Origin of the sequence: Schumannella soli (assembly GCF_006517435.1) — a bacterium.
Taxonomy (GTDB): domain Bacteria; phylum Actinomycetota; class Actinomycetes; order Actinomycetales; family Microbacteriaceae; genus Schumannella; species Schumannella soli.
Window position 1 is genome coordinate 988840 of the sequence record NZ_VHQG01000002.1, and the last position, 16901, is coordinate 1005740.

Annotated in this window: 14 protein-coding genes; 5 read left to right on the forward strand and 9 right to left on the reverse strand. The window is 71.0% G+C overall.

Going from position 1 to position 16901, the window contains the following annotated elements; translation table 11 throughout:
- The first annotated feature begins 136 nt into the window (after window positions 1-136).
- Window positions 137-2080 (forward strand): 1-deoxy-D-xylulose-5-phosphate synthase, encoded by a 1944-nt coding sequence (gene dxs / locus FJ657_RS10260; RefSeq protein ID WP_141163538.1) that lies wholly within the window; start codon window positions 137-139, stop codon window positions 2078-2080.
- A 256-nt stretch (window positions 2081-2336) separates the two neighbouring features.
- Complete coding sequence (locus FJ657_RS10265) at window positions 2337-3851, forward strand: DHA2 family efflux MFS transporter permease subunit (RefSeq protein ID WP_255447255.1); 1515 nt, start codon at window positions 2337-2339, stop codon at window positions 3849-3851.
- Window positions 3852-3945: 94 nt separating this feature from the next.
- Here the strand turns inward: FJ657_RS10265 and FJ657_RS10270 are convergent, their stop codons facing one another.
- From FJ657_RS10270 to FJ657_RS10285, 4 genes are all read right to left on the reverse strand, one after another.
- Window positions 3946-6108, reverse strand: coding sequence for a 3-hydroxyacyl-CoA dehydrogenase NAD-binding domain-containing protein (locus FJ657_RS10270; RefSeq protein ID WP_439653937.1), 2163 nt, complete (start codon window positions 6106-6108; stop codon window positions 3946-3948).
- Complete coding sequence (locus FJ657_RS10275) at window positions 6105-7307, reverse strand: thiolase family protein (protein ID WP_141163539.1); 1203 nt, start codon at window positions 7305-7307, stop codon at window positions 6105-6107. The genes FJ657_RS10270 and FJ657_RS10275 overlap by 4 nt, the downstream gene beginning before the upstream one ends.
- An 80-nt stretch (window positions 7308-7387) precedes the next feature.
- Window positions 7388-8623: an HRDC domain-containing protein gene (locus FJ657_RS10280; protein ID WP_141163540.1), complete on the reverse strand. Its 1236-nt coding sequence runs from the start codon at window positions 8621-8623 to the stop codon at window positions 7388-7390.
- A complete protein-coding gene (locus FJ657_RS10285; protein WP_141163541.1) occupies window positions 8616-9224 on the reverse strand; it encodes a DUF3000 domain-containing protein in 609 nt (202 codons plus the stop codon). Before FJ657_RS10285 ends, FJ657_RS10280 begins: the two co-directional genes overlap by 8 nt.
- A gap of 98 nt (window positions 9225-9322) precedes the next feature.
- Between FJ657_RS10285 and FJ657_RS10290 the strand changes: the two genes are divergently transcribed.
- The gene (locus FJ657_RS10290) at window positions 9323-10531 is read left to right on the forward strand and encodes an alpha/beta hydrolase family protein (RefSeq protein ID WP_141163542.1); all 1209 of its coding nucleotides are present in this window, start codon (window positions 9323-9325) and stop codon (window positions 10529-10531) included.
- Here the strand turns inward: FJ657_RS10290 and FJ657_RS10295 are convergent.
- From FJ657_RS10295 to FJ657_RS10305, 3 genes are read right to left on the reverse strand one after another with little or no spacing between them, the layout of a single operon-like run.
- Window positions 10515-11240 carry a dihydrofolate reductase family protein gene (locus FJ657_RS10295; protein WP_141163543.1) on the reverse strand — a complete coding sequence of 242 codons (726 nt, stop codon included), beginning with the start codon at window positions 11238-11240 and terminating at the stop codon, window positions 10515-10517. The two genes, FJ657_RS10290 and FJ657_RS10295, sit on opposite strands and share 17 nt — an antisense overlap.
- 25 nt (window positions 11241-11265) lie before the next feature.
- On the reverse strand, window positions 11266-11709 hold the full coding sequence (locus FJ657_RS10300) for a SufE family protein (protein WP_141163544.1): 444 nt from the start codon (window positions 11707-11709) through the stop codon (window positions 11266-11268).
- A gap of 12 nt (window positions 11710-11721) precedes the next feature.
- A complete protein-coding gene (locus FJ657_RS10305) occupies window positions 11722-12621 on the reverse strand; it encodes a sulfurtransferase (RefSeq protein WP_141163545.1) in 900 nt (299 codons plus the stop codon).
- 196 nt (window positions 12622-12817) lie between these two features.
- Between FJ657_RS10305 and zapE the strand changes: the two genes are divergently transcribed.
- Window positions 12818-13789: a cell division protein ZapE gene (gene zapE / locus FJ657_RS10310; RefSeq protein WP_141163990.1), complete on the forward strand. Its 972-nt coding sequence runs from the start codon at window positions 12818-12820 to the stop codon at window positions 13787-13789.
- 12 nt (window positions 13790-13801) lie between these two features.
- On the opposite strand, the gene FJ657_RS10315 is transcribed toward zapE, so the two are convergent.
- Both FJ657_RS10315 and FJ657_RS10320 read right to left on the reverse strand, forming a co-directional pair.
- On the reverse strand, window positions 13802-14731 hold the full coding sequence (locus FJ657_RS10315; RefSeq protein ID WP_141163546.1) for a M56 family metallopeptidase: 930 nt from the start codon (window positions 14729-14731) through the stop codon (window positions 13802-13804).
- A gap of 9 nt (window positions 14732-14740) precedes the next feature.
- On the reverse strand, window positions 14741-15112 hold the full coding sequence (locus FJ657_RS10320) for a BlaI/MecI/CopY family transcriptional regulator (protein WP_141163547.1): 372 nt from the start codon (window positions 15110-15112) through the stop codon (window positions 14741-14743).
- A gap of 167 nt (window positions 15113-15279) precedes the next feature.
- On the opposite strand from FJ657_RS10320, the gene FJ657_RS10325 reads away from it, so the two are divergent.
- A complete protein-coding gene (locus FJ657_RS10325; RefSeq protein WP_141163548.1) occupies window positions 15280-16890 on the forward strand; it encodes a cytochrome ubiquinol oxidase subunit I in 1611 nt (536 codons plus the stop codon).
- Window positions 16891-16901: the final 11 nt, after the last annotated feature.

Sequence of the window (16901 nt, forward strand, 5' to 3'; positions counted from 1 at the left end):
GCACGCCGCATCGCCGCGAAGGCCCGCCCCGACCGCTCGGGGCGGGCCTTCGCCGTGTCCGATCCGTGACCTCCGCGTCCGCCGAGCGCGGGTGGATGGTGCGGGCCGCGCCGACCCCGAGGAATAGGCTGAAACCATGTCACTGCTCGAGACGATCCGCGGTCCGCGCGACCTCGATCGCCTCACGCCCGACCAGATGCTGGTGCTGGCGGGGGAGATCCGCCGGTTCCTGGTCGCCGAGGTCGCGAAGACCGGCGGCCACCTCGGACCGAACCTCGGCGTCGTCGAGCTGACCCTCGCCATCCATCGCGTCTTCGACTCGCCGAAGGACGCGATCATCTTCGACACCGGCCACCAGAGCTACGTGCACAAGCTCGTGACCGGTCGCCAGGACTTCTCGCACCTGCGTGAGCGCGGCGGCCTCGCCGGCTACCCGCAGCGCTCCGAGAGCGAGCACGACATCGTCGAGTCGTCGCACGCCTCGAGCTCGCTCAGCTGGGCCGACGGCATCGCCCGCTCCTTCGCGATGACCGGCCAGGACGACCGCCACGTGGTCGCCGTCGTCGGCGACGGTGCGCTGACGGGCGGGATGACGTGGGAGGCGCTGAACAACATCAGCGACGACAACGTGCGCCGCCTCGTGATCGTCGTCAACGACAACGGCCGCAGTTATGCGCCCACGATCGGCGGCATGGCGCGGTTCCTCAGCACCGTGCGCACCCGCCCCGCCTATCGCTCGCTGCACCGTTCGAGCGAGGCCGTGTTCGACAAGCTGGGTCCGGTCGGCCGCGCCGTCTATCGCGGGGTGCGCGGCGGAACCCACGGCTTCCTCAGTCGATTCGTCAACAACGAGGCGCTGTACTCCAACCTCGACATCAAATACATCGGTCCCGTCAACGGTCACGACCAGGCGGCGATGGAGGAGGCGCTGCGCCAGGCGAAGGAGTACGCGGCGCCGGTCATCGTGCACGCGATCACCGAGAAGGGGCACGGTTTCGAGCCCGCCGTGCACGACCAGGCCGATCAGTTCCACGCGGTCGGCCAGATCGACCCCGAGACCGGCGAGCCGGTCGAGGTCGCGTCGAAGCCCTCGTGGACGAGCGTCTTCGCCGATGAGATCGTCGCTCTCGCCGAGCGCGACCCGAAGCTCGTCGGCATCACGGCGGCCATGCTCCGCCCGGTCGGCCTGCACCGCTTCGCCGAGCGCTTCCCCGAGCGGGTCTTCGACGTGGGCATCGCCGAGCAGCACGCGGTCACCAGCGCCGCGGGCCTCGCCTTCGGCGGGCTGCACCCGGTCGTCGCGCTCTACGCGACCTTCGTCAACCGCGCCTTCGACCAGCTGATGATGGATGTCGCGCTGCACAAGGCCGGTGTGACCCTCGTGCTCGACCGCGCCGGCGTGACCGGACCCGACGGCCCCAGCCATCACGGCATGTGGGACCTGGCCGTGCTGCAGGCGATCCCCGGCATCCGCATCGCCGCACCGCGGGACGCGACGCGCCTGCGCGAGGAGCTCGGCGAGGCCGTGGCCGTCGACGACGGGCCGACGGTCCTGCGCTTCTCGAAGGGCTCCGTCGGCAGCGAGTACGACGCGGTGCGCCGCACCGGCGACGGCGTGGATGTGCTGCGCGAGGCGCCGCATCGCGACGTGCTGCTCGTCGCGGTCGGGCCGATGGCGAAGCTGGCGATGACGGTCGCCGAGCGGCTCGCCGCGCAGGGGATCGGCGCGACCGTGGTCGACCCGCGCTGGGTCGTGCCGGTTCCGCCGAGCGTGATCGAGCTCGCCGCCGAGCACCGGCTCGTCGTGTCGATCGAAGACGGCATCCGCGTCGGCGGCATCGGCACGCGCATCCGTCAAGACCTGCGCGCCGCCGACGTCGACACGGCGGTCGACGAGCTCGGACTGCCCGACGAGTTCATCGATCACGCCAGCCGGGATCAGATCCTCGAGCAGGTCGGGCTGACCGACCAGGCGATCGCGCGCGACATCGTGTCGCAGGTGCTCGGCACGCGCATCCCGCGGGCGCGTCCGCTGCCCGATGAGATGGTCCTGCGCGACGACGTGCTGCGGCGCGACTGAGCACCGACCGCTCCGCTGTCCGGCGCCGGGCCCGGGTCGCCCCCCGACCAGTGTTCATGTGGATGTCCGCGGTCGCCGGTGTACTATGTGTACAGTGTGAACATCCGGTCGGCTCTGCACGCTGCGCCCGGATGCGCGCCGATCAGTGCGATCCGGGAATGCTCCGCTTCCCGTCGCGTTGAACCTCCGAGCACCCCACCACCCGCGCCACGAGCGCCTCAGCGGTTCCGGCCGCGCCCTGAGACCAGGAGACCTTGTGACCGACAACGCCATCCGCGACCCCCAGACCGGCTGCTTCGACGCCGCCGGAGCCGGCGGGACCCTCGACGAGGCCACGCGCCGTCGCAACCGGATCGCCCTCGTCCTGCTGCTCGCCGCCACCTTCACCGTCTTCCTCAACGAGACGGCGATGAGCGTCGCGATCCCGGACATCCAGGAGAGCCTCGGCGTCAGCGCCAGCACGGGGCAGTGGCTGACGACCGCCTTCGCCCTGACCATGGCCGTCGTGATCCCGATCACCGGCTGGCTGCTGCAGGTGCTCAGCACGCGCACGCTCTACATCGCTGCCATGACGCTGTTCAGCATCGGCACCCTCATCGCCGCCGTGTCGCCGGTCTTCGGCCTGCTGGTGGTCGGCCGCGTCGTGCAGGCGAGCGGCACCGCCGTGATGATGCCGCTGATGATGACCACGATGCTCACGGTCGTCCCGCCGCAGGACCGCGGCCGGATCATGGGGCGCGTCTCGATCGTCATGTCGATGGCTCCGGCCGTCGGCCCGGCGTTCTCGGGACTGCTGCTCACCGTGCTGCCCTGGGCCGGCCTGTTCTGGGTCATGCTGCCGATCGCGCTGGTCATGCTCGTCGCCGGCATCGCCTGGATCCCGAACGTCTCCGAGCAGCGCAAGACCCCGCTCGATGTGCCGTCGGTCATCCTGTCGGCGATCGGATTCAGCGCCCTGGTCTACGGTCTGTCGTCGCTCGGTGAGTCGGCCGGTGAGGCGACCGCGATCCCGCCCGTGATCCCGATCGTCGTCGGGGTCGTCGGCCTGGTCGCGTTCGTGCTGCGCCAGGTCTCGCTGCAGAAGCGGGACGCGGCGCTGCTCGACCTGCGCACCTTCCGCTCCTCCCAGTTCACGATGTCGCTGGTCATGCTCGCGGTCGGCATGCTCGCGCTCTTCGGCACCGTCATCCTGATCCCGCAGTTCGTGCAGAACGCGCTCGGACAGGATGCGAGCGTCGTCGGCCTGCTGCTGCTGCCCGGCGGCCTGCTGATGGGCGCGCTCGGTCCGATCGTCGGTCGTCTCTACGACAAGGTCGGCCCGCGCGTGCTCGTGGTGCCCGGCTCGATCGTGATCAGCCTCGCGTTCTGGATCATGGCGCTGACTTTCGGCGACGGCACGCCGCTGTGGGTCGTGCTGGCCTCGCACATCGTGCTCAGCCTCGGGCTCGCGTTCCTGTTCACGCCGCTCTTCACGACCGGTCTCGGATCCCTGACGCCGAAGCTCTATTCGCACGGCTCGGCGACCGTCGCAACCCTGCAGCAGGTGGCCGCGGCCGCCGGCACGGCGCTGTTCGTGGCCCTGTTCGCGATCGGGATCCTCAGCACCGGTGCGACCGACCTCAAGCACGCCTCGCCGAGCGAGGTGGCTGGGGGAGTGCATTACGCCTTCCTCTTCGGTGCCGGAATCTCGATGGTCGTGATCGTGCTCGCGTTCTTCATCCGCAGGCCGGCCGACCAGCCCGGCATGGAGGGCGCGCCCGCACCGCATTGAGCGCGGCCCGCGCTGCTGATCACGTTGCGCGGAGAAACGACGAAGGCCCCGGGACGGGATCCCGGGGCCTTCGTCGTTCAGTTCGCGGTGCGGCTCACACCACGCCGACGATCTTCGGGTGGTGGAAGGTGTCGCCGAAGGCGCGCTCCGAGGCGCCGACCCGGTCGAGGTACGGCGTCACGCCGCCCATCTGGAAGGGGTAGCCGGCGCCGAGGATCAGGCAGAGGTCGATGTCCTCCGCCGCGGCGACCACATCCGACTCGAGCATGCGGTGGATCTCATCGGCCAGGCCGTCTTCGAACCGCTGACGCAGCTGCTCGGCCGTGTACGGCGTCGCATCCTTGGCGCGGTGCTTGTCGACGATCTTCTGGGCGGCCTTGTCGACGCCCTTGACCTTGCCCTTGGAGTCCTTCTCGTAGATGTGCCCAAGCTCGGCGAGCTCGTGCAGCGCCGTGCTCTCGAAGAAGCGCTCAGGGAACGCGGCGTGGTGCGTGTCGAGCACGTGGGCGCCGACCTTGAGGCCGACGAGCTCGAGCAGCACGAAGGGGTCCATCGGCAGGCCGAAGGGACGCTGCGCCTCGACGACGGTCTCGAACGACGTGCCCTGCTCGACCGCGTGCATCGCCTCGCCGAGCACCTTCGCCAGCACGCGATTGACCACGAAGCCGGGAGTGTCGGTCGTGATGACCGCGTTCTTGCGCAGACCCTTCGCCGTGACCATCGCGGTGCTCAGCGCCTCGTCGGTCGTCGCGGGCGTCTTCACGACCTCGATCAGCGGCATGACCGCGACCGGGTTGAAGAAGTGGAAGCCGACGAGGCGTTCCGGGTGCTTCAGCTTCGCGCCGATCTGCTCGACCGACAGCGAGGAGGTGTTCGTCGCCAGGATGGCGTCGTCGGCGATGTGCTGCTCGACTTCGGCGAACACCGACTGCTTCACGCCGAGCTCTTCGAAGACGGCCTCGATGACCCAGTCGCAGTCGGCGAAGTCGGCCTTGTCGACCGTGCCGGTCACGAGGGCCTTGAGACGGTTCGCCTCGTCCGAGTCGATGCGGCCCTTGCCGAGCAGCGCGTCGATCTCCGAGTGGATGTACTCCACGCCCTTGTCGACGCGCGCCTGGTCGAGGTCGGTGATGACGACCGGAACCTGCAGGCGGCGCACGAACAGCAGCGCGAACTGCGAGGCCATGAGCCCGGCCCCGAGCACGCCGATCTTGCCGATCTTCTTCGCGAGCTTCGGGTCGGGCGCGCCGGCCGGCTTCTTCGCGCGCTTCTGCACGAGGTTGAAGGCGTAGATGGACGCGCGGAACTGGTCGCCCGAGATGAGGTCGGCGAGGGCCTCGTCCTCCGCTGCGAAGCCGGTGGCCTTGTCGGTGTTCTTCGCCGCCTTGAGCAGCTCGAGAGCCTTGTACGGGCTCTTCGGAACCCGGCCGATGCGCGAGGCGAGCGTCTTCTCGGCGATGCCGATCGCGACATCCCACTTGACCGCGCGCTCGAGCTTGCCCGGCGCGTTCTTCCGCTTGATCACCGTCTTCCCGGTGATGACGCCGTCCGCGAAGCGCAGCGACTCCTCGAGGAAGTTTGCGGGCCCGAAGATCGCATCCGCCATGCCGAGGTCGAAGGCCTGCTGGGCCTTGAGCATCCGGTTGTTCTTGAGCGGGTTCGAGATGATCACCTCGAGGGCGTTCTCGATGCCGATCAGGTTCGGCAGCAGCCAGGCGCCGCCCCAGCCCGGGATGATGCCGAGGAACACCTCGGGCAGCGCGAGCGCCGGAACCGAGCTGTCGATCGTGCGGTAGTCGGAGTTGAGGCCGATCTCCACGCCGCCGCCGAGGGCGAGGCCGTTGATGAACGTGAACGACGGCACGCCCAGCGTCGACAGCTTGCCGAGGGCGAGGTGTCCGAGCTGCGCCATGAGCAGTCCGGTCTCGCGGTCGGGGATCTCGCCGACCTTCGAGAGGTCGGCGCCCGCGGCGAGGATGAACGGCTTGCCGGTCACGGCGACGCCGTGGATCTCGCCGGCGGCGGCACGGGCGCGCAGCTCGTCGAGCGTGCGCGAGAGCTCGAGCAGGGTCGCCGGGCCGAGCGTGGACGGGCGGGTGTGGTCGCGCCCGTTGTCGAGCGTGAGCAGAGCCAGCACGCTGCCGCTCGGCAGGGTGATGTCGCGCACGTAGGAGTGCGTGACCACCTCGTCGGGGTCGAGCGCGGCGAGCTTGTCGAAACGGCTGAGGTCGGTGGATGCGGTGGTCACGTCGGTCACTTCTTCTTCTTTCCGTCGAAGTGCGGGTTCTCCCAGATGACCGAGCCGCCCTGGCCGAGGCCGACGCACATCGCGGTCAGGCCGTAGCGCACGTCGGGGCGTTCGGCGAACTGCGCCGCGAGCTGGATCATGAGGCGCACGCCCGAGGAGGCGAGCGGGTGGCCGATGGCGATCGCGCCGCCCCACGGGTTGACGCGCGGGTCTTCGTCGTCGATGCCGAAGTGGTCGAGCAGCGACAGCACCTGCACGCTGAACGCCTCGTTGAGCTCGAAGAGCCCGATGTCGTCGATCGTCAGGCCGGCCTTCTTCAGCGCCTTCTCGGTCGACGGGATCGGTCCGATGCCCATGACCTCGGGGGCGACGCCGGCGAAGCCGAAGCTGACCATGCGCATCTTGCTCGAGAGGCCGAGCTCCTTCGCGGCGTCGGCGCTCGCGAGCAGCGAGACCGTCGCGCCGTCGGTGAGCGGCGAGGAGTTGCCGGCCGTGACGCGGCCGTGCGGGCGGAACGGCGTCTTCAGGCTCGCGAGACCCTCCATCGTGGTCTCGGGGCGCATGCCCTCGTCGCGGGTCGCGAGTCCCCAGCCCTCAGCGCTGCGGATCGCGACCGGCACGAGGTCGGGCTGGATCTTGCCGGCCTCGTAGGCGGCGGCGACCTTCTGCTGGCTGCGCATGCCGTAGCGGTCGGCCCGCTCCTTCGTGAGCGCGGGGAAGCGGTCGTGCAGGCGCTCGGCCGTGTTGCCCATGTTGAGCGCGTCGGGGCTGACCAGCTTCTCGGCGAGGAAGCGCGGGTTCGGGTCGGCGTCGAAGCCCATCGGGTGGCGGCCCATGTGCTCGACGCCGCCCGCGATGGCGACGTCGTAGGCCCCGAAGGCGATGCCGCCGGCGACGGCGGTGGCGGCGGTCATGGCGCCGGCGCACATCCGGTCGATCGCATAGCCGGGAACCGACAGCGGGAGTCCGGCGAGGATCGCGGCGGTGCGGCCGAGGGTGAGCCCCTGGTCGCCGGTCTGCGTGGTCGCGGCGATCGCCACGTCATCCACGCGGTCCTTCGGCAGCGAGGGGTTGCGCTCGAGCAGACCGATCATCGCCTTCACGATGAGGTCGTCAGCACGGGTGCCCCAGTACTGCCCCTTCTCTCCAGCGCGTCCGAACGGGGTGCGAACCCCATCGACGAACACGACATCGTTTCTCTCGGCCACAGTGCCTCTCCTCGGGTAGATCCAGGGACGAGAGCAAGCCTAGGAATCGAGCCTGGGAGGCAGGAATCCTTTGACGGAGGCTACGAAGCGGCGTCGGGCGCCTCGGCGCCGTCCTGTCGGGCTTCCACAAAGGCATCCGCGATCACCTGTGCGGTTGCGTCAATCTGCCACGGGCGAGCGCCGAGCTCGGCGAGGGCGGCGGCGATCGTGTCACGATCGGCGCTCTCAGGCGGAGTCCAGGCGAGACGGCGCAGCAGCTCGGGGGTCAGCAGGTTCTCGACCGGGATGCTGACGTGCTCCGAGATCACGGTGATGCCGGCACGCGCCTTCTTCAGGCGGCGGTCGGCCTCGGGGTCGCGGTCGGGCCAGATGCGCGGCGGAGGCGGCCCGGCATCGCCGGGCGCGCGCAGCGACGGGATCTCGGTCGCGGCGAGACCCGCCTCGATCGCGGCGAACCAGCGATCGAGCTGGCTGCGGCTCGCCCGACCCACGAACTCCTTGATGCCGGCGAGGTCGCGCTTGGTCGGCGGCAGCGCCTTCGCGGCGGCGACGAGCGAGCCGTCGGGCACGAGTCGACCCGGAGCGGTGTCGACCTCCTGCGCGTAGGCGTCGCGCGCCTCCCAGAGCGACTTCGCGACGGCGAGCGAGCGCGGGGAGCGGATCGAGTGGATGCCCGAGAGACGGCGCCACGGATCGGTGCGCACGGGCGGCTCCTTGGCGAGGGTCGCCTGGAACTCCTGCTCGGCGTACTCGAGCTTGCCGCCCGACTCGAGCAGATCGGCGACCGCGTCGCGCAGGTCGGGCAGCAGCTCGACGTCGAGGGCGGCGTAGACGAGCCAGCTCTGCGGCAGCGGCCGCGTCGACCAGTCGGCGGCCGAGTGCTCCTTCGCGAGATGGATGCCGAGCAGCTGCTCGACGACCGTGCCGAGTCCGACGCGGGGGAGTCCGGCGAGACGCGCGCCGAGCTCCGTGTCGAAGATGCGCGCCGGATCGAGACCGACCTCGCGCAGGCAGGCGAGATCTTGGCTGGCGGCGTGGAGGACCCACTCCTCCTCGCCGATCGCAGCCTGCAGCTCGGAGAAGTCGCCGATCGCGGGCGGGTCGAAGAGGTAGACGCCGGCGCCGCGACGGAAGACCTGGATGAGGTAGGCGCGCTGGGAGTAGCGGAAGCCGGAGGCGCGCTCGGCGTCGATCGCGACCGGCCCCTCGCCGGCGGCGATCTCGGCGACGGCGGCGCGGTAGCCCTCGACCGTGTCGATGACGATCAGCGGCGCGTGGTCTTCGGGGCGGGCGCCCGGTGCGGCGGTGTCAGTCACGTGCCGCCCGGGTCGTTCTCAGCATGGTCACGCCTTCGAGAGTAGGGGGAAGCCCGGCCAGCATGCACAGCAGCTCGGCCCAGGCCTCGACCTGGGCGCCCACGCGGTCGTCGAGCGGCGACCAGGAGGCGCGCAGTTCGAGCTCGGCGCCGTCGCCCTGATCGGCGAGCTCTCCGTAGCCGGTGGAGAGCGTCTTGCTGGCCGTTCCGGACGCGGCGGCGTAGTCCGCTCCGCGCGCCGCCAGCGCATCCGTGAGCCAGGCCCAGGCGACGTCGGCGACGAAGGGATCGAGTCCGATGTCGGTCTCGAGCGGGGCCTGCGCGTAGCAGATGACGCGGAACGGGCCGCCCCACGCCTCGGGCTCCTCGGGGTCGTGCAGCAGCACGAAACGGCCGGTGCCGAGGATCGAGTCGATGCCGTGCCGGGTCGGGCGCACGTCCGCCGCGAGCGCGAAGGCGCTGGGCGCGAGTCCCTTCGGGGCCGGGATCTCGGTGATCACGACCTCCTCGCGCGGCGCGGCGGCGCGGATCGCGGCGACCGCGGCCTCGAACTCGGCGGGGGCGTCCGTGGGGCTCCCGGGCGGCGTCGAGGTATCGGTCACCCCTGCAGATTAGGGTTCAGACACGAGCGTGCCGCCGCGGCACGCCGACCTGTCAGGTGCGCCGTGTTACACGACGCATCCGTTCGCTCGGAGGTGGCATGGCATCCGGTCAGCAGCGTCGTGCGGGATCGCGCGCCCGTCGCGGTCTCGCGGTCGGGGGAGCCGTCGCGGTCGGCGTCGTCGCCGGAGCCGCGCTGCTCGGCGCGGGGGTCGCCGGCCTCGGTGCGCTCGTCGCGCGCACGGTGGTGACGCCGCCGAAGAGGAAGCCGGATGACGTGCGCATCATCGGCGTCGACGAGGACGCCGGCGAGATCGCACTGTCGCGCGATCACGAGACCGAGGTCGACGGACGCTACGGGCTCTGGTTCTCGGGCGACACCGGCTATGTGCGCCTCGGCGACGTGGTGTCGCTCGGCGACGACCAGGTCATCCGCCGCATCGAGCGCGTCGTGTTCGGCGATCTGTCCGCGGCGACCGCGGGACGCTGGAGCGGCTGGTACTACCTCACGCCCCGCGACCTGGGTCACGAGTACCGCGACGTCGCGATCGACACCGAGCTCGGGCCGGCTCCCGCGTGGCTGATCCCCGCCGAAGGCGACGACGCCCGGGGCGGCCGCTGGGCGGTGCTCGTGCACGGGCGCGCGGTGAAACGCGCGGAGACCCTGCGCGCCGTCGACACCTTCCACGACGCCGGCTACACGGTGCTCGCGATCTCGTACCGCAACGACGGCGACGCCCCGGCGAGCGTCGACGGCCGCTATGCGCTCGGCGACCGGGAATGGGCCGATGTGGATGCGGCGCTCGGCTACGCGGTCGCGAGCGGCGCCCGCGACGTGGTGCTCATGGGCTGGTCGATGGGCGGCGCCACGGTGCTGCAGACGATCACCCGCTCGCCGCGCGCCGACGTCGTGCGCGGCGTCGTGCTCGAATCGCCGGTCGTCGACTGGACCGACACGATCGACCACCAGGTGGTGACCGTGCGCGGAATGCCGGGTGCCTTCAGCCGACTGGTCGAGCGCATCCTCGGCTCCCGCGGCTCGCGACGGCTGACCGGACTCGAACAGCCCGTCGACCTGGCCCGACTCAACTTCGTCGACCGCGCCGCCGAGCTGCGGCTGCCCATGCTCGTGCTGCACAGCGATGACGACCAGTTCGTGCCCTCGCGCGCCTCCCGCGCTCTGGCAGTGGCCCGACCCGACATCGTGCGCTACGAGCCCTTCGACACCGCCCAGCACACCCGGCTCTGGAACTACGCGCCCGTGCGCTGGACCAGCGCCCTGAAGGAGTTCCTCAGCTCGCTCGGGTGAGCCAGCGCGCGTAGAGGCCGCCGATCTGGTCGACGAGCAGTCCGGCGAGCTCAAGCGGCTGCGCGGCTCCCGTGTCGGAGCCGAACACCGAGTGCCCGGTCGCGGCGATGCGCGGGCTCGTGCTGAGGCAGATCTCGTCGACGCGGCCAGTCGCGAGCACCTGTCCCGCCAGCGCCGGTCCGCCCTCGCAGACGATCGAGGTCGCGCCGTGGGCGTGCAGGGCGTCGAGGATCGACTCGGCCGTGGGCCGGCCGTCGTCGCCGCGCGGCACGGGCAGGAACACGACCTCCGCGGCGGTCATCGTCGCCCGCGCTCGCTCCTCCGCCTCGGCCGGGCCGAGCACGAGAACCGAGGTGGTGTCGCCCTCGCGCGGCGGATGTGCTCCGCTCAGATCGCCGCTGACGGTCGCGACCGCGAGATGCGCGCGCCGGGGGAGCAGGTAGCCCTCGGCCCGCAGCGTCTGCGCGCCGATGAGCACGACATCCGCCTGCGACCGGATCACGCCGAGGATGCGCCGGTCGGCCGGGTTGCTCAGCGTGTCGGAGGTGCCGTCGGAGCCGGTCGCCGATCCGTCGACGCTCGCGATCAGGTTGATGCGGGTCCAGTCGGCGCGCGGCGGCGCGTACAGCGCCGCGATGCGGTCGCGGGCGTCGTCGGCGTCGTGCTCGAAAGGCTCGCCGACACCGGGGTGGACGCTGCGCAGGATCACGGTGCGGTGCTCTCGTCCGACGCGATCAGGAGTCGGCGATCGCGGCGCGCACCTGGCGCTTCGCGCGGCCGATCATGCCGACCATGCCCCGCAGACGCAGCGGACTGACCGCCTCGGTCAGTCCGAGCTCGAAGGGGAAGTCGTCGGGCACCGCGAAGAAGTCGTCGACCGTCAGCCCGTCCAGCCCCTGGGCGAGGATCGAGGCGAAGCCGCGCGTCGTCGGCGCCTCCTGCGGAGCCGTCGCGTGCAGGTGCACGTGACCCGCCTCATCCACCTCGGTGATGATGAAGACGGGGGACTGGCACTCCTCGACCCGCTCGAGCAGCTCGGGGTGATCGGCGAGCCGCTCCGGCAGGGCCGGCAGGTCGCGCGAGAACTCCAGCAGCAGCTGGAGTCGCTCCTGCTTCGTGATCGCGAGGAAGTCGTCGCGGATCTCGGCCAGGGCCGGGGGCAGCTCGGTAGCGCTCATCGAGCGCCGACTCTACTTGACGGGAGCCTCGCCGGGCTCCGCCCCGGTGACGATCGGCACCCGCACGGCGCTGCCCCACTCGGTCCACGAGCCGTCGTAGTTGCGCACGCCCTCGAAGCCGAGCAGGTGGGTGAGCACGAACCAGGTGTGGCTCGACCGCTCGCCGATGCGGCAGTACGCGATCACGTCGTCGCCCGCCTGCAGCCCGGCTCCGTCGCGGTAGATCGCATCCAGCTCGCCGACCGGCTTGAAGGTGCCGTTCTCGGCGACGGCCTTGCCCCACGGCACGCTCTGGGCGGTCGGGATGTGGCCGGCGCGCAGGGCGCTCTCCTCCGGGTAGGCGGGCGCGGTCGTGCGCTCTCCGCTGTACTCCTCGGGCGAGCGCACGTCGATCAGCGGGTTGCCGAAGTGGGCGAGCACGTCCTCCTTGAAGGCGCGCACGGCGCTGTCGTCCCGCTCGACGACGGGGTAGTCGACGGCCTCGCGGGTCGTCGGCTCGGTCGTGTACTCGCGGCCCTCGGCCTCCCACTTGGCGCGTCCGCCGTCGAGCAGGCGCACATCCTCGTGACCGAAGAGCGTGAACACCCAGAGGGCGTAGGCGGCCCACCAGTTCGTCTTGTCGCCGTAGATCACGACGGTGCTGTCCCGCGAGATGCCCTTGCCGCCGACCAGCTTCGCGAAGCCGGCGCCGTCGACGTAGTCGCGGGTCACCGGATCGTTGAGCTCGGTGTGCCAGTCGACCTTGACCGCGCCGGGGATGTGGCCGGTCTCGTAGAGCAGCACGTCCTCATCCGACTCGACCACCACCAGCCCCTCGTCGCCGAGGTGCTCGGCCAGCCATTCCGTGCTGACCAGGCGCTCGGGGTGCGCGTAGCCGGCGAATGCGGGGGAGTCGTCTCGGGCGACGGACATGTCTGGCCTCCTGGGCATCGAGCGTCGGCACCTGGGTAGACTCGGCGCCGTTCTCGAATCTAGCCAGGCGACTGGCGGCCCGCTGGAGTGCCGTAAGGATTCGCAATCTCGTCTCCGTCTGCGAGCCGTCCGATCCGAGGTGCTTTCCGTGAGCGTCGACACGTCCTTCCCCTCCCTGCGCGACCGCAGCCCGGAGATGACCGGAGCCGAGATCGCCCAGTCGCTCGTGCCGCCGCGGCAGTTCGACGGCGCCACGCTCGAGAGCTACCGCCCCGACCCCGACTACCCGTCGCAGTCGGAGGCCGTCGAGCGCGTGCGCGCCTTCGTGGCCAGCTGGGGACCCCGCCAGGGCGGCCTGTTCTCGCGTCGCCGTCGCGGCGCCGAGACCCGCCCGGGCATCTACCTCGATGGCGGCTTCGGCGTCGGCAAGACCCACCTGCTCGCGGCGCTCTGGTCGCTCGCGCCGGGTCGCAAGTACTTCGGCACCTTCATCGAGTACACGGCGCTCGTCGGCGCGCTGGGCTACCAGAACACGGTCAAGACGCTCAGCGGCGCGAGCCTCATCGCGATCGACGAGTTCGAGCTCGATGACCCGGGCGACACGATGATGATGAGCCGCCTGCTGGGCGAGCTCGCCGCGGGCGGCACCCGCATCGCCGCGACCTCGAACACGCCGCCGAACGCGCTCGGCGAGGGCCGTTTCGCCGCCGCCGACTTCCTGCGCGAGATCAGCGCCCTCGCCGACCGCTTCGAGATCGTGCGCATCGACGGTCTCGACTACCGCCGCCGCGAGGTCGAGGGCAGCGCCGTGATCCTCGACGACGCGGGGGTGGATGCGGGCCTCCAGGCGGTCGACGGCGACGTCGCCTCCGACGACTTCGCGGCCCTGCTCAAGCACCTCTCCTCGGTGCATCCCTCGCGCTACGTGAAGATGGTCGACGGTCTGCGCGGCATCGGCATCCGCGGAGTGCAGACGCTGACCGACCAGTCGGACGCGCTGCGCTTCGTCGCCTTCGTCGACCGCCTCTACGACGCGCAGGTGCGCATCTTCTCGACGGGCACGCCGCTCGACCAGGTCTTCGGCGACGACATGCTCGCGGGCGGCTACCGCAAGAAGTACCTGCGCGCGATCTCGCGCCTCGTCGCCCTCACCGCGGGACGCGACTGACGCCGGCGGCGCTCAGCCGTCGAGCAGCGCCGGTCCGAGCAGCAGCACGGTCGGCACCACGACGAGCGCGACGGCGCCGACGGTGATGAGCACGCGCGCGGCACCCGGAAGCGGGGCGAGGCCCACGCGGCGCACCCGGTCGAGGATCGCCGAGCGGTCGGCCGCGCCGGCTTCCATGGGTCCGGTGCTCTCCGAGCCGCCGACCAAGGCGATCGCGCGGGCCAGCGGCTCGGCGCCGTGACTCGCCCGCGCCCTGTCGTCGGCGAGGTACTCGACCAGGCGGGCGACGCTCGCTCGCGCCCGCGACGCGATCGGGAACCACGGCAGCGACAGGCTCCAGGCCCGGAACGCGGTCGTCATGAGCGCGTGCCGCTGCGCCAGGTGCGCCCGCTCGTGCGCGACGACGGCGCCGAGTTCGTCGTCGGAGAGCAGCTCGACGAGCCCCTGCGAGAGCACGGTCATCGGCAGCGATCCGACGCCCGGAAGGCAGTAGGCCAGGGGAGCGGGGTCGTCGAGCAGCCGCGTGCCGGGGCGACCCGGATCGGGCGAGCTGAGCAGCGTCACGAGATCGCGGTGGCGCCGGCGTTCCCGCACGCTCACGACGATCGTCAGCGCGAGGTTCAGCACGAGGTGCGCGACGAGCAGCGCGGCGGCGCCCACGGCCAGCGTCGGCCAGACGTCGGAGGTCGGCACGGTCTTCTCGGTGCTCACGACGACGAGGAAGAGCCCGGCGGCGTGCACGAGGTCGTCGCCGAAGGGCGCGAGCCCGAACGTGGCGAGGGCGCCCACCATCGAGAGTCCGCCCGAGAGCGCGATCGCCTGCCAGAGCACGAGCGCGGTCGCGGGGGCGCGCCGCGGCCACGCGGCGCGGTCGAGCAGGATGGGCACGGGCACCGCCAGCAGCACCGCGAGCGCGGCGAGCAGGGCCGAGGCCAGCAGCACGGGCGGGAGCTAGCTCGCGTCGCGCGCGCGACCGAGCAGCAGCTCGCGCAGGGCGTCGGCCTCGGCCGGGCTGACCTGGCCGACGAAGCGTTCGAGCACGGCGACGCGGTCGTCGGCGCCGTCGAGAACGTCGCGCATCAGCTCGGCCGAGTGGTCGGCGCGGCTCGCGACGGCGGTGTAGCGGTGCGGGCGGGTGCTGCGCTCGCGGGTCACGAAGCCCTTCTTCTCGAGCCGTGAGAGCACCGTGAGCACGGTCGTCGGCGCGAGCCGTTTGCCGGCGTCGGCGGGCAGCAGGTCGACGAGGTCGTAGGCGGTGAGTCCCGCCGGGGTGCTCCAGAGCTGGTCCATGACGGAGCGCTCGAGCTCTCCCAGTGCTGCCATTTTCGTTCGCCTTCCCGGCCCGGTCGTGCCGGTGCGTCATCCACGATACCGGGTTCCGCGGATTTTTCTACGCGAAGTAGAAATGTGCGTGCCGAGAGTCCTACACTGACCGCGTCGCGACTTCTACACACCGTAGAAAACGACTCGACATCCGGGATGGACCGCGCATGGATCCCCTCGACATCGCCCGCTGGCAGTTCGGCATCACGACCGTCTACCACTTCCTCATGGTGCCGATGACGCTCGGTCTCGGCCCGGTCGTCGCGATCATGCAGACGAAGTGGGTGCGCACCGGCGACGTGCGCTGGCTGCGCATGACGAAGTTCTGGGGAAAGATCTACCTGATCAACTTCATCATGGGCGTCGCCACCGGCATCGTCCAGGAGTTCCAGTTCGGCATGGCCTGGAGCGAGTACTCGCGCTTCGTCGGCGACGTGTTCGGCGCCCCGCTCGCCATGGAGGCGCTGCTCGCGTTCTTCTTCGAGTCGACGTTCCTCGGCCTCTGGATCTTCGGCTGGAGCCGGCTGCCGAAGCGCATCCACCTCGCCACGCTCTGGATCGCGGTCGCCGGCTCGATCGTCTCGGCCTACTTCATCATCGTCGCGAACTCGTGGATGCAGCATCCCGTCGGCGTCGAGCTGATCGACGGCCGCCCGGTCATGACCGACGTGTGGGCCGTGCTGACCAACAACACCGCCCTCGCCGCCTACAGTCACGCGCTCTGCGGCGCCGCCGGGGTCGCCGGCGGGCTGCTGCTCGGCATCAGCTGGTACCACCTGTGGCGCCGGCGCCAGGACGGCATCGACACGGTGGATGCGCGGGGCCGGGTCGTCGTCGGCGAGGCGCGCGAGCTGCCGGGCCGCGACCACGCGGACCACTCGGTGTGGATCCGCTCGCTGCGCATCGGCGCCGCCGTCGCGATCATCGGCTTCGGGGGAGTCGCGATCACCGGCGACATCCAGGGCAAGCTCATGTTCGAGCAGCAGCCGATGAAGATGGCCGCCGCCGAGGCCGCGTGCGAGAACGGCACGAGCTTCTCGGTGCTGACGATCGGCGACCTCGGCGCGAAGGACTGCGACGAGCTCACCAACCTGATCGAGATCCCGGGCCTGCTGTCGTTCCTCGCCCACGGCGACTTCGACACCCAGATCACGGGCGTCAACTCGCTCATCAGCGAGTACCAGCAGAAGTACGGCACCCACCTGCCCGACAAGGCGATCTACGGCGAGCGCGCCGGCGAGGCGATCGAGTACGTGCCGCTCATGCCGGTGACCTACTGGGGCTTCCGCATCATGATCGGCTTCGGCGGGCTCGCCGCCTTCGCCGCGGTCGTCGCGCTGTGGCTGACCCGCAAGGGCACCGTGCCGCGCTCGAAGTGGATCATGCGCCTGGCCGTGCTCGGCATCCTCGCCCCCTTCGGCGCGAATGCGGCCGGATGGGTGTTCACGGAGATGGGGCGCCAGCCCTTCGTCGTGGCGCCGAACCCCGACGGGGTCGACGGCGTGTTCATGTTCACGGCCGCGGCGGTCTCTCCCGGTGTCTCGGCGGGCGAGCTGCTGTTCTCGGTCATCACGCTGACCGCGCTGTACGCGGTGCTGCTCGTGGTGGAGGTGTCGATCCTCGTGCGCTACATCCGCGGCGGGGTCGCCTCGGCGATGCCCGAGCTGGCGCACGCGGGCGGCGCAGACGACGACGGCGACGGCCCGGACGGGCCCGACGACGGGGCGCATCCCCGCACCGCGAAGCAGGACGACGGCGTGCTGTCGTTCGCCTACTGAGAGCGCGAGGA

What these genes read in the sequence shown, in the direction of transcription:
- dxs (WP_141163538.1), top strand. Translation starts at nt 137, where the DNA reads ATGTCACTGCTCGAGACGATCCGCGGTCCGCGCGACCTCGATCGCCTC.
- FJ657_RS10290 (WP_141163542.1), top strand. Translation starts at nt 9,323, where the DNA reads ATGGCATCCGGTCAGCAGCGTCGTGCGGGATCGCGCGCCCGTCGCGGT.
- FJ657_RS10300 (WP_141163544.1), bottom strand. Translation starts at nt 11,709, where the DNA reads ATGAGCGCTACCGAGCTGCCCCCGGCCCTGGCCGAGATCCGCGACGAC.
- FJ657_RS10305 (WP_141163545.1), bottom strand. Translation starts at nt 12,621, where the DNA reads ATGTCCGTCGCCCGAGACGACTCCCCCGCATTCGCCGGCTACGCGCAC.
- zapE (WP_141163990.1), top strand. Translation starts at nt 12,818, where the DNA reads ATGACCGGAGCCGAGATCGCCCAGTCGCTCGTGCCGCCGCGGCAGTTC.
- FJ657_RS10320 (WP_141163547.1), bottom strand. Translation starts at nt 15,112, where the DNA reads ATGGCAGCACTGGGAGAGCTCGAGCGCTCCGTCATGGACCAGCTCTGG.
- FJ657_RS10325 (WP_141163548.1), top strand. Translation starts at nt 15,280, where the DNA reads ATGGATCCCCTCGACATCGCCCGCTGGCAGTTCGGCATCACGACCGTC.